Annotated in this window: 9 protein-coding genes; 7 read left to right on the top strand and 2 right to left on the bottom strand. The window is 57.5% G+C overall.

Going from position 1 to position 12415, the window contains the following annotated elements; translation table 11 throughout:
* Window positions 1-132: 132 nt before the first annotated feature.
* Together K328_RS0106885 and K328_RS22905 are read left to right on the top strand one after the other, a co-directional pair.
* Window positions 133-603: a hypothetical protein gene (locus tag K328_RS0106885; RefSeq protein ID WP_028465344.1), complete on the top strand. Its 471-nt coding sequence runs from the start codon at window positions 133-135 to the stop codon at window positions 601-603.
* A 28-nt stretch (window positions 604-631) separates the two neighbouring features.
* Complete coding sequence (locus K328_RS22905) at window positions 632-1552, top strand: sugar ABC transporter substrate-binding protein (RefSeq protein WP_051284607.1); 921 nt, start codon at window positions 632-634, stop codon at window positions 1550-1552.
* A 30-nt stretch (window positions 1553-1582) separates the two neighbouring features.
* On the opposite strand, the gene K328_RS26280 is transcribed toward K328_RS22905, so the two are convergent.
* Window positions 1583-4513 (bottom strand): NACHT domain-containing protein, encoded by a 2931-nt coding sequence (locus tag K328_RS26280; protein WP_084608138.1) that lies wholly within the window; start codon window positions 4511-4513, stop codon window positions 1583-1585.
* A 323-nt stretch (window positions 4514-4836) separates the two neighbouring features.
* Here K328_RS26280 and K328_RS0106870 point away from each other — a divergent pair, with 323 nt between their 5' ends.
* On the top strand, window positions 4837-6705 hold the full coding sequence (locus tag K328_RS0106870) for a dihydroxy-acid dehydratase domain-containing protein (protein ID WP_028465343.1): 1869 nt from the start codon (window positions 4837-4839) through the stop codon (window positions 6703-6705).
* A 270-nt stretch (window positions 6706-6975) separates the two neighbouring features.
* Here K328_RS0106870 and K328_RS0106865 read toward each other — a convergent pair whose 3' ends face one another.
* Window positions 6976-7308, bottom strand: coding sequence for an SHOCT domain-containing protein (locus tag K328_RS0106865; RefSeq protein ID WP_051284606.1), 333 nt, complete (start codon window positions 7306-7308; stop codon window positions 6976-6978).
* A 183-nt stretch (window positions 7309-7491) separates the two neighbouring features.
* Here K328_RS0106865 and K328_RS0106860 point away from each other — a divergent pair, with 183 nt between their 5' ends.
* The 4 genes from K328_RS0106860 to ftsH all read left to right on the top strand — a co-directional run bounded on the left by K328_RS0106860 (window position 7492) and on the right by ftsH (window position 12400).
* Window positions 7492-8607, top strand: a complete 1116-nt coding sequence (locus tag K328_RS0106860; protein WP_028465341.1) for an LLM class flavin-dependent oxidoreductase — start codon at window positions 7492-7494, stop codon at window positions 8605-8607.
* Window positions 8608-8731: 124 nt separating this feature from the next.
* The gene (locus K328_RS0106855) at window positions 8732-9994 is read left to right on the top strand and encodes an MFS transporter (protein ID WP_084608137.1); all 1263 of its coding nucleotides are present in this window, start codon (window positions 8732-8734) and stop codon (window positions 9992-9994) included.
* Between the two features lie 134 nt (window positions 9995-10128).
* On the top strand, window positions 10129-10344 hold the full coding sequence (locus K328_RS0106850; protein WP_028465339.1) for a YgaP family membrane protein: 216 nt from the start codon (window positions 10129-10131) through the stop codon (window positions 10342-10344).
* 136 nt (window positions 10345-10480) lie between these two features.
* Complete coding sequence (gene ftsH / locus K328_RS22900) at window positions 10481-12400, top strand: ATP-dependent zinc metalloprotease FtsH (RefSeq protein WP_084608136.1); 1920 nt, start codon at window positions 10481-10483, stop codon at window positions 12398-12400.
* Window positions 12401-12415: the final 15 nt, after the last annotated feature.

Raw genomic sequence — 12415 nt, 5'->3', positions numbered from 1 at the left:
AATGGTGCCGGTGATGCAAATGGTGAAAGCGGGGCCGGTACCCCTGCTTGGATATGGAATTAAGGCTTTTGGATCGCTGTCCGGGGATGCTTTGATGACATCGAATGATGTGAGCTGACCGAAGACCGCCTTATGCTGACCGAAAACCACACTATTGCGGGCGAGCTGATCGAAACCGGGACGATGAACTGTTTCGAGTACGCCTCCTATCGGGTCGGAGGGGAAGTCTTGCACCGGATCAAGGCAGTCGGCCCGATCGGCATCAAGGAGCGCCTGCTGCTCTATCATGTGATCGCCAGGCAGAGCCCGTCGGGCGCCTTGTTCGCGATCCTCGACAACCACCAGCGGCACGAGAACAGTCTCTCGATCGAGGACATGGACGCGATCGTCGAGGTCCTGAAGGCGGGCGGCGTCACCGCTTTCTACGGCGCCACCGTCACCCGCGATCCCGACTACGACAAGATCGGCAAGCTCGCCAACGCGCATATCGTGCTCTCCGGCCTCGTGGGCCGGGTGATCGTGACCGGCGATGCAGAAGAGGCCGAAATCTTCATGCAGGAGATGCTCTCGGCCCGCGCCGCCGCCCGGGGCGAGCAGGCGTAACCGGCCGGGGGAGCGTAAGCGCGCGGCAATGCAAAGACGCTATCGGATCTGCTGCCTGACCAAGAACAGAGCCAATCCAGCCTATGTCGGTGCGCAGATCGCGGCGGCACGGCTGGCGCAGACCCTCGGCTGCGATCTGACCGGGGCCGCGCCGGAGACCCCGGACGATATCGACGAGCAAAGGGCATTGCTCTCCCAGGCCATCGACAGCCGCCCCGACGCCATCCTGATCGCCCCCGTCCATCCCTCGGCCCTCGACGAGAGTTTGCAGAAGGCAAAGGATGCCGGGATTCCGCTGGTCTATTTCGTCGCCCATTCGGACCGGGTGACGCCCGCGAGCTTCGTCACCTCGGACAATTACGCCCTGGCAGTGGCGGCGGCGGAGACCCTCATCCGGGAGCTGGGCGGGCGCGGCCGGATCGGCATCATCGAGGGCGCGCCGAACTCCCCGACCACGGCGCCGCGCACCAGGGGCTTTCTCGACGCCGCGGCAAAGCACCCGGAGATTTCCGTCGCGGCCCAAGAGACCGGCCAGTACCAGCGCCCCGGCGGCCGGCAGGCGATGGCACGGATGCTGGCGCAGCACCGGCAGCTCGACGGCCTGCTCGCCGCCAACGACGCGATGGCCCTCGGCGCGCTGGAGGCCCTCGACGCCGCCGGGCTGTCCATCCCCGTGGTCGGCATGAACGCCATGCCGGAAGCGATCACGGCGATCCGCGCGGGCCGGATGCTCGCCACGGTCAGCTTCGACGCCCCGGCACTGGTCTGCACTGCACTGATGGCGGCACTGCGGATACTGAAGGGGGAGGCGGTGCCGGAGGTGATCGAACTTCCGGCGGAGGTCATCGGGCGGGAGAACTGCGCGGCCTGGGATTGCCCGTATGAGGAGCGTCCGTTGCCGGAGTGGGGCGAGGGGGATATGTCGTCCTCTCAATTGTGTGAGGTTTGAATATGTCTAGGGTGCCCAATTTCTACTGGGTCACTCAAGTTTATCGATTTCAAGCGTACCGTCGTCCTTGATGAAGTATCGAAACATAAACTGAATGTCATTTTCGTCCGCATCCCACTCCTCAGATTCTTCGATAATTCGTGCATAATTTGCCTCGGCTGCCTGAATATCGTCAATATCTTCGAGTTCTAGTTCGTCGTGCATCCAAGAATACGGTAATTTAGCGATCTTGAGATCGTGGCGAGCACGAAGTGCTTGCACAGATTCGAGGTTATAACATTCTGAAAAATCGACTTTTCTCAAGCGAGGCAGTTTTTCGGTGAAATCAATTTGTCGAAGTTGATTTGAATCTATGAGTATAGATTCCAAATTTTTGCATTCTTGTATCGGACTAAAATCATCAATATTTTTGAGTCCGCGTAAAAAAATATTTGAAATATTGGGAAAGAATTTCAAAAAATTTAGACTACTTAATGATGTGTCAGATCTAATAGAAAGAGATTTTAAATTAACTAATTGTTTTTTAATTTTTCCATTAATATCAGACTCGGTTTTCCAAAATGTAATTTTTTCAAGACTATTTAACGAAATGGCAATGTCTAGATCTGCATCGGATTCGATGTTAAATGTTTTTAACGTTTTGCAATGAGATAGAACAATTTTTTTATAATCTGTGCTAACGAATAAATTCTCGCCATCCTTCAGAATAGAATCAATTTTGGGGTTTCCGATTTGGGCAAATTTTTGTAATGCATACATAGCTTCGTTTTCTGAGGTAGAGATTAAGGCAGATACACAATACTCCCAGTGTTTCCTGTATTTTTTGGCCGTAAATCTCATTAGAGGATCGATGATAATGTCTCCGACTGATCCTAAATCATCGGCTTCCGAAAAGTTCTTAGGTGGAAGAATTTCGGTTATGTAACTATTGATACGATCTCTTAAATTTCTATCTAGTTCGGATATCTCTGGTATAAACATTTGTAATTGTATTATGCATCGGCGCCTATTCTCACTGTCTAAATTATCGATTTCGGATAAAATATCTGAAATGCATTTATTTGAGAAATCAGGCGGTGCGATTGATAATACGAACCCGTTTATGATAAGAGAATCAGGGTCGAGAAATTTTCGAATAACGAATTCTACATTCCGTCGTTCAGAAATTCTTATTGAATAAAAATACTCCATAAATGTCTTGTGTGAGAAATCGACATCATTAATAGAAGGGCTTCGAAGTAGGTGGCTTCGTTCTGTTAGGAATTTAATTATATGATTTGCATGATTTGAGTTTATATCGAGAGAAGGCAGGTATTCTTTAAGGGAATCAGATATATCTATAGCGGGTAATTGAATTGATTTTCTGGTGTAAAAATATTCTGAAATATAACACAGTATTTTCCTGATTATTTTTTCATCTAAAAAAACGGGTAAATCCGCCTCAATATCACGTTCGCTGTCGCGGCGAATTAATGCATCTGTGGCAATTCGATATAGTTCTCCTTTGCTTTTTGGTATTTTTCCTTTTCTATCGGAGTTTACTAGACATATTAATGAGCATATCAACGGAGTTCTAACAATATTTCTCAGCATTGTGTTCGTAAATATCTGTTTTATCAGTCTGTTTTTTAATACATTATTTTCATCTTTGTCAGATTTATTGTTGTTGTATTGTTGTTCGGTAAAAGCATCGTGCCATTTGTTTATTAGTGATAGTACTTGATTGTTGTCCATTGGTTCTATGTTTATTATAACTTCATCTGATCCATATTCTTTGACTAGATTGTTGAGTTCCGTGCTTGCATATGGTCTAGTAGATAGATAGGCTTTTGATGAATTAAATGACGATAAGAGTTCGTCTATCCATTCTCTTGCATTTTTTCGTCTCTTCTCAGTAAGTTCATCATACCCATCGATTAAGAAGAGAATTTGGCGTGTTTGCATTACGTGGGTAATCCAAGATGGATCAATCTGTGAGGACACCAACTCAATTTGTCCGATAATCAAATCGTTTCCTGTAGGGAATTTTTTGTCGCTATAATCCCTAAGTTTAATGAATATAGGAAAGTAATCATAAAATTTCTTAATCTGTTCGGGTAGTTTTCTTTGCAATATAGAGATTGCAATCCAAGAGAAAATAGTTGTTTTTCCAGAGCCTGGATCGCCAGATAATATCCTAAGCTGAGAATTGTGTTTCTCCACTGTTGACAGTGCGAGTATTGCATTCTCTTGGTTGTCGGCATGTGCCCGAGAAAGAGATAAGTTTACATAGGCCATTGTCAAATCGTATCTTTTTGGAATATCTACTGTGTCAACTCCAAATATATTCAAACGTCCAAGTTTTTTAGTCATTATTTGGCGGTATATTTGATCATTTATGCTGAGGTCTGGTGCGAGAATTTTATTAAATCGATCGAAGTGAGATTCTATATTCGCGACTCGATCTAATATTTCAGCGGTATCGGATAATATTTGCTTTAGAGAGTCCCTAGTGAATTTTGGAAAAGTATCTACAATTAGAACGAATTTTTGAATTATGAAGAATCCAATTCCAAAAAATAATTCATCAGAAACAAATAGTTTCTTGGCTGTGTTGATATTGGCTACCTTAAATTCGTCAAATATAGCGTCAAATTGTAGATTATTATTTATGCATGTAATGTAAAAAGACTCTGATATTGTATAATTGAAACAATACTCGCATGAAATTCGTACGTCACCGGTTTTGTGGCTGGAAAATTCTGTTGATATTAAATTAGAAAGGTCAAAAAAAATCTCATCTTCTATTTCGTCTAAAAATCGCTCAGATTTTCGCCGGATTAAATAATCTGAGAAGTTCTTATTGATAAATTTTTTGACAGCATTTTCCCCAGCGGAAAGTATTGACTTATCTTCCGTCCAGATGGCGAGGATGGATTTTGCCGCATATCCTGCGAAAAGGGCTGTTAGCGTCTCTATCATAGAATGACCATTTAATTCGGTGTTTGAGATGGTCTATTATAATTAGCATTAGTTCACTGAAGACAGCGAAAAAATTGTGTTGAGTTGAATGGGGGGTATGGGGCGCGATACTTAGTTCTGGGGGTCACTCAACGTTTGCCGTACGTAGAGGTCAACTGATGAATCCTTCCCCCTATGATATAAGGCCGATGACCTGCCGCTACCGTCTTAGATATCCACCCCTTTCCCTCGCGCCCCCGCATGTCCTAATATCCGCTCCAAACAGCCCGGCGGCGTCAAACCGCCGTCCGAGTGATATGCGCCCACCCTGAGGAAATGCTCCCGTGAAGAATTCAAAGACCGTCCTTATCGACCGCCATCCGGGCCGTTCGGCCCAGACCATCGGGCTTGCCAATGCGCTCGGCACCGATCCGGAGCTGATCCACGAGCCGTCCGTCGGCGTGGTCGGCACCAAGGGGGACAGCCAGTGCTATCTCGGCGTAGCGGAGAAGGTGGAGGCGATCCACGAGGCGCTGAAAGGCCGGATCGGCCGGGAGGCGGGCAAGCTGCCGTTCCGTCTGGTGCAGCCGGAATTCACCATCGCCACCTCGGACGGGGTGCGCAACGGCACGCCGGAAATGCGCTACTCGCTGATCGGCCGCGAAGTCACCAACGACGCGCTGTGCGAGCATCTGGAAGCAACCGGCCTTGCCGGCACCATCGCCGTCGTCGCCTGCGACAAGCCTCCGGTCGGCACGCTGGCGGCGCTGCTGGAGCATAACCAGCCTGCCATCATCATGTCCGACGGCCCGATCCATCCGGGCAAGGACCCGGAGACGGGCGAGGCGCTCGATATCGTGTCGGCCTACCAGGTCGCCGGCAACCCGGACGCCGAGTTCCGGCACCGGATCTCCTGCAATGCCTGCCCGGGCATGGGCAGCTGCGGCGGCATGTTCACCTACAACACGATGCAGACCTTCATCGGCGTCGTCGGCATGCAGCCGCTGCACATGGTGGCCCCGGCCTCCGACGATCCGCGCCGCCTGGAGGAATTCCCGGCCGAGCTGGTGCAGATTCTCTCCGAGATGATGAAGAACGACCTGAAGCCGCGTGACATCGTGGTCCGGGACAGCCTGCGGAACGCGATGATCGTCGCCATGGCCATCGGCGGCTCCACCAACGTGACGCTGCACGCGCCGGAAATCGCCCGCGCCGCCGGGTTCGCCGATTTCTGGAAAGAGGTGATCACGCCGGAAGAGTTCAACCATCTGGCCGAGCATGTCGTGCCGGTGCTGACCGACGCGCGGCCCTACGGCAAATACTCGATGGTCGATATCGACGGCGTCGGCGGCGTCCAGGTGATCGTGCGCGAGCTGCTGGAAGCGGGCCTCTTGAACGGCGACGTGCTGACCTGCACCGGCGAGACGCTGGCCGAGCAGGTAAAGCGGCTGGAGACGAAGAAGGTCGACGGCACCGTGATCTATCCGGTCGAGAAGCCCTACAAGCCGACCGGGGGCCTGCGGGTGCTCGGCGGCAATCTCTCCCCCGACTTCTCCGCCATCCTGAAGCTGGCGGGCGTCGAGGGCGGTCTCGACGACAACAAGTTCATCGGCAACGCCCGGGTGTTCGAGGGCGAGCCGGCCCTGCTGAAGGCGCTGGACGAGACGCCGGAGCGGTTCCAGAACAACGATATCATCATCATCCGCTATGCCGGCCCGAGCGGCGCGCCGGGCATGCCGGAAATGCTCGACCCGACCTCGCGCATCACCACGCTCTGCCGTGAGCGGGATATCGTCGTCGCCCTGATGACCGATGCCCGCTTCTCCGGCGGCTCGGTCGGTCTGGTGATCGGCCATGTCGGTCCGGAAGCGGCGCTCGGCGGCCCGATCGCGCTGATCGAGGACGGGGACGAGATTATCGCCGACCTGACCACGAACGAGCTGATCTGCACCGCGCTGAACGACCCGGCGGTGATGAAGGCCCGCAAGGCGGCCTGGGACAAGGTCGTGGCCGACAATGGCGGGGTGCATCCGCTCTGCGGCGTCGCCGATACCCGCTTGCTGCACCGCGCCCGCCACACGGCGGTCCCGGCGTCCCGCGGCGGCGGCCTGCACCCGAACCGCGAGGTCTGGGTCCGCGAGCAGCGCGAGGCGACACGCTCCGGCTTCGTGCCGAAAAACAAGTACCGCCCGGAGACCGTGAAAGCGTTCTGATCCGGACGGGTGTGAGATTGAGGAGGCCGGTGCATCGCGAGGTGCCCCGGCCTTTTTCGTTTCGTGCGCAGTTCGCTCTCTCCCCCATCGTCATCCCGACGTAAGTCGGCATCCATAGCTCGGAGGGCAAGCCGCAACCATCCGGGCTAGATTTTCCGGTCTTGTTTCGCGTCACCACCGTGTGGATCCCGACTTGCGTCGGGATGACGGTGAGGGTGGGAGGGTGAAGGAGCGAAAGGACGAAGGGACGGGGCCGGGGGAGCGTTCGGGCTATTCCAGCGCTTTGCGGCGTTCCTCGAATTCTTCCCGGTCAATCTCTCCCTTGGCGAACCGTTCCCGCAGGATCGTCAGCGCGCTGTCTTGCGCCCCGGCCGCGTCCGGTTTTGCCGTATGGCCTAAAGAGCGGAAGGCGTAAATCCCGGCGCCAATCAGGAAGATGATCAGGACCATCATCATGAACGGCCCCATGAACCAGCCGCTGCCCATCATGTGGTGATATCCGCCATAGCCCTCTCCGGCGTCCGCCATTGCTGGCGGGGCGGTAAGGGCGAGGGTGCTGAGGGCGGCGGTAGCCGTCGCCAGTAACAGGAAAGGCTGTTTCATCGCGAATTCCTCTGACCAATGTTGACTGGATTTCCATTCTGCTGCTTCCAGCCGGGGGAAGGTCAATGGGCGAAATGCGGGGTTTGTGTGCGCCTGGCCGCGAAGGCGACACCAGATCTCTTCCCCGCCACCTGAGCCGGTGCTAGCCTCGCTTTGTATACAAAAAAATCAGGGAGACTCTCCATGGCCAAGCTCGGCCTGTTCATGATGCCGCTGCATCCGCCGTCGCGGGATTTCGCGGACGTGCTGGAAGAAAACCGCCAGCTTGTGATCCTCGCGGACAAGCTCGGCTACGCGGAAGCCTGGATGGGAGAGCATTACACCTCGACCGCCGAGCCGGTGACCTCGCCGCTGCTGTTCAACGCCTCGCTGATCGCGGAGACGACGCAGATCACCTTCGGCTCCGGGGTGATCTCGTTGCCGCAGCAGCATCCGGTCGTGGTCGCAGGGCATGCGGCCTTGTTCGACCATCTGGCGCGCGGGCGGTTCATCTTCGGGATCGGCTCCGGCGGGCTGTCGAGCGATTGGGAGATTTTCGACAATCTCGACCACAAGGCCCGGGCCATGGCCATGATCGAGTCGATCGACCTGATCCAGAAAGTCTGGAGCGAGGATCCGCCCTGGAGCCACGAGGGCGAGCATTTCACGGCGCGGATCGAGGATCGGGTGCTGCCGGAAATGGGCATCGGCCGCTTCATCCGGCCCTTCCAGCAGCCGCATCCGCCAATCGCCGTTTCGGTACGCGGTGCCAATTCCATGACCGCCAATTTCGCCGGCCAGCGCGGCTGGTGCATGTTGTCGGGCAACTTCGTCCCGGCCGCCGATATCGCCACCCACTGGCCGACCTATGCGGCGGGCGCGGAGAAGGCGGGGCGCACACCAGACCCGTCGGTCTGGCGCGTCGGCCGGTCCGTGCTGATCACCGACAGCGATGCCGAGGCGGAGGCAATGCTCGCAGATCCGGACGGGGTGTTCTCCTGGTATTACCAGTATCTCGGGGCGCAGGGGCGTCTGGCGAACGGCGATGCGCCTGCCTCCATCGACTGGGACGCGGTGAAGCGCGAAGCGATGGAGAAAGCGCGCGAATTCGTCATTGCCGGGACAGCGGAGACCGTGCTCGACAAGCTCATCGCCTTCCGGGACGAGATCGGCGATTTCGGCACCTTGATGCTGACCGGGCACGACATGGAAGGCACCGAGGCCCTGTGGCACCGCTCCTTCACCCGGATGGCCGAGGATGTCTGGCCGAAGCTGAACGCCTATATGGAAGACAAGCGCGGCGCCCAGGCTGCGGAATAGGTTGCGCCCTCATCGAACCCCGATCCGGATCGTCTTTCCTGCGAAAGCAGGTTAGGGGCTGTCCGGTATCGCGCTATGATCGTTCTAGGCCCGGCGCTCCGTTCAGGAGGATGCCGGGAGTTACATGAACGGGAGAGTGGAGCTGAAGACAACCGCGCCTGCCGGAGACGGCGATGCGGGCAGCCGGACTGCTGGTCCGCTTTCCCTGATCGCCGATCCGACCTTTCGCAAGCTCTGGCTGATCGGCGTGCTGATGGGCGCGATGCGCTGGCTCGAGATGCTGGCGGTCGGAGTCTGGGTCTACGATCTCACGGACTCGCCGGTGCTGGTCGCGCTTATGACCATGCTCCGTCTGCTTCCCATGGCACTTTTCGGATCGATCATCGGAGTGATCGCCGACCGGCTTGATCGTAAGCTGTTGCTGGTCCTGTCGCTTTCCCTGATGGCAGGGGCGGCCGGTGTTCTGGCGCTCTCGGCCTGGGCTGGAACACTGGCGCTCTGGCAGGTCGGGCTCGGCGCCTTCCTGTCGGGTCTCGGCTGGTCTACGGACCTGCCGGTGCGCAGGACGATCCTTGGTGAATCCGTTGGTCACGCCCGGCTCGGCCCGGCGATGTCGATGGACAGCGCGTCCAACAATGCAACCCGGATGATCGGCCCGATTGCCGGCGGCGGCCTTTATGCCGCGATCGGCATGGCCGGCACCTATGCGGTTGCCGCTGTGTTCTATTTCGTTGCCGTGGTTCTGGCGCTGCTTGTGGTGTACCGGGCGGCGGACAAGGAGCCCCGGCCGCTCGCGCTGCTCCAGGAGATCGCCCAGGGCTTCGCCTATTTGCGCCGCAGCCCGGCATTGCTCGGTCATCTGGGGATTACAATTATCGTCAACCTGTTTGCCTTTCCCTATGCCTCCATGGCGCCGGTTGTCGGACGGGAGACCTTCGATATCGATCCTGTGCGGATTGGGCTGTTGCTGACGGTCGAAGGGGCCGGGGCCTTCGCCGGCGCGATGCTGATTGCCTTTCTCACGTTCCCGAACCGGTTTCGCCGGGTCTATCTGCTGGGCTCTGTCCTCTTCGTCTGCTGCATCCTGGCCTTCTCTGTGGTCACAAGTTACACCGCAGCCCTGCTGATCCTCGCGGTCGGCGGTTTCGGCATCGCCGGTTTCGCCTCGATGCAGAGCGCAATCATGTTTTCGGAGGCGCCGCCGGAGATCCGGTCCCGGCTGATGGGCATCCTCTCGGTCTGCATCGGCGCCGGGCCGCTCGGGATCCTGCATGTAGGTTGGCTCGCCTCGCTGATCGGCGGCTCCCAGGCCCTGACGGTGATCGCGCTTGAGGGGCTTGTGGCGATCGCTGTGCTGGTCTGGCGTGTGCCGGAGCTGCGCCGGTAGCGGTTGCCGCGGCGCCCTGGCCGCGGAGTAGGGGGCCGTCCTGACGGCCATGAGGCTGTGACGAGTTGTCACTGGCCGGGGATGGCTGGAGGTCTATAGTTCAACCATCGCCTGCTTTGATCGGAGGTCTCGCCATGATTGCGAATGTTGGAACGCTCGACCGTCTGTTGCGTCTTGTGCTCGGCGTCGTGCTGATTGCCGCGCCGTTTCTTCTCGACTTGCCGCTGCTCGCGAACCCGGTGCTGAAATATGGCCTGCCGGTGGTTGGCCTGATTCTCGGCGCAACCGCGCTGATCCGCTTCTGCCCGCTCTACGCGATCCTGGGCGTCCGGACGCACCGGGACAGCTGAGCACCGTTTGCCCGTCCTGTTTCTTCGGGCGCTGGATCCTGCTGCTGATCCGGGATACTGAATTAGATCAATGCCGGGACCGGGGCGATGGATTATTCTATGCTCTGCCTACGACAGCAAAACGCAGGGTGACGGGATGGACGAGACGCCGAAAGACTGGAAGCCGCACATCGTCCAATGGGTGATCATGGCGCTCGCGGTTGTCGCCATCCTCTCTCTTTCCCGCCTTCTTCCCGGGACCGATACCCACCCGGTGCGGAGCTACACGGACTTCAAGGCGTTGGTCGCCGGAGGTCAGGTAGCGAGCGTGCTGTTCCGGGGGGAGCGGATAGAAGGCCTTCTGCATACCGCTGCGTCGGGTCCGGGCGGCACGACGACTGCTTTCGTCTCCTACGTCCCGCCGACGGGCGATCCCGGGTTGCTCGACGCATTACAGAACGCCGGTGTCGAGGTTCAGTCACGCCCGGCCGAAGAAACGTCCTGGCTCGTCAGCCTGCTGCCATGGCTGCTGATCGGGGCGTTCTGGTTCTTCATGTGGTCACGTATGTCCGGAATGATGCCCGGCGGGCTCGGCGGCCGGGGGGGCGCCGGAGATTTCCTGCGTGGCCGGATGAAATCCGTCACCAAGGCCGAGACACCGAAGATCCGCTTCGCCGATGTTGCCGGGCAGGAGAACGCCAAGGCCGAGGTCTCCGAACTTCTGGAATTCCTGCGTGATGCGGAGCGTTATCAGCGGCTCGGCGCGGAAGTCCCGCACGGCATCCTGCTGCAGGGCCCCCCGGGTACCGGCAAGACCATGCTGGCCCGCGCGCTGGCGGGGGAGGCGGGCGTGCCGTTCTTCCATATGTCGGCCTCCGAATTCATCGAGATGTTTGTCGGTGTCGGGGCCTCCCGGGTCCGCACCCTGTTCGACGAAGCAAAGAAAGCGGCCCCGGCCATTATCTTTATCGACGAGCTCGACAGTGTCGGCCGGGTACGCGGTGCGGGGCTCGGCGGCGGGCATGACGAGCGCGAGCAGACCCTGAACCAGATCCTCGCCGAAATGGACGGTTTCGAGGGGCATGAAGCCGTGGTCGTTCTTGCTGCCACCAACCGGCCCGATGTGCTCGATCCTGCGCTGCTGCGGCCCGGCCGCTTTGACCGGCACGTGACGCTGGAGCTCCCCGACCTGAAGGGCCGTGAGGCGATCCTGAAAGTGCATTGCCGCAACGTGCCGCTGGCCGAAAGTGTCGATCTGCATCTGGTCGCAACCGGAACGCCGGGCTTTTCCGGCGCCGACCTGAAAAATCTGGTCAACGAGGCTGCGATGGCGGCGGCGCGGGAGAGCTTGCTCAAGGTCGAGCCTCGGCATTTCGATGAAATGCGTGACCGCATCATCATGGGTGCTGTTCGTACGCTGGCCATCCATCCGGAGGAGCGGCACCGGCTTGCGGTACATGAGTCCGGGCATACCGCCGTCGCCTATTTCCTGCCCGGCGCAGACCCGCTGCACAAGGTGACGATCATCCCGCGCGGGCGTGCCCTCGGTGGTACCCATCAGTTGCCGGAGATCGAACGCCATACCCTGACGGAGGAATATCTGAACGACCGGCTGACGGTAATCCTCGGTGGCCGAGCCGCGGAGCAGGTCTTCCTCGGCTCTGTCAGTTCCGGTGCCGATGAGGACATCCGCATGGCCACCCAGATCGCCCGCTCCATGGTTGGGCGCTGGGGCATGTCAGAGGAGGTTGGCCCGGTCGATGTACGGGAGAGCGAGTCCCATCCTTTCCTCGGGCGCGAGATGGCGCAGCCGCGGCACTTCTCGGAGGCAACGGCGGCTGCGGCCGACGTTGCCGTCCGCAGGTATCTTGTGGCGGCGGAAGAGCGGGCGGTGAGCCTTCTCAAGGAGAACGAGCCGAAGGTTACGCGTCTGATAACGGATCTGGAAGAACGCGAAACCCTCGACCGCAATGAGATAGCAGTCTGTCTTGGGCCGAAGGAAGTCGTGGGTGGTGCCAAGGACGGGGTGAAACCAAAGGGGGCATCCCGGACAGGCGACACCCAAGGTGCCGACTAACAACCGGGCACCAGG

Origin of the sequence: Nisaea denitrificans DSM 18348, from assembly GCF_000426505.1 — a bacterium.
GTDB classification, from domain to species: domain Bacteria; phylum Pseudomonadota; class Alphaproteobacteria; order Thalassobaculales; family Thalassobaculaceae; genus Nisaea; species Nisaea denitrificans.
Note: the sequence above shows the minus strand (reverse complement) of the source record. Positions and strands in the feature narration are given on the sequence as shown.

Coding starts and splice junctions, on each gene's coding strand:
- K328_RS0106885 (WP_028465344.1), top strand. CDS start 133: ATGCTGACCGAAAACCACACTATTGCGGGCGAGCTGATCGAAACCGGG.
- K328_RS22905 (WP_051284607.1), top strand. CDS start 632: ATGCAAAGACGCTATCGGATCTGCTGCCTGACCAAGAACAGAGCCAAT.
- K328_RS26280 (WP_084608138.1), bottom strand. CDS start 4,513: ATGATAGAGACGCTAACAGCCCTTTTCGCAGGATATGCGGCAAAATCC.
- K328_RS0106865 (WP_051284606.1), bottom strand. CDS start 7,308: ATGAAACAGCCTTTCCTGTTACTGGCGACGGCTACCGCCGCCCTCAGC.
- K328_RS0106860 (WP_028465341.1), top strand. CDS start 7,492: ATGGCCAAGCTCGGCCTGTTCATGATGCCGCTGCATCCGCCGTCGCGG.
- K328_RS0106855 (WP_084608137.1), top strand. CDS start 8,732: ATGAACGGGAGAGTGGAGCTGAAGACAACCGCGCCTGCCGGAGACGGC.
- K328_RS0106850 (WP_028465339.1), top strand. CDS start 10,129: ATGATTGCGAATGTTGGAACGCTCGACCGTCTGTTGCGTCTTGTGCTC.
- ftsH (WP_084608136.1), top strand. CDS start 10,481: ATGGACGAGACGCCGAAAGACTGGAAGCCGCACATCGTCCAATGGGTG.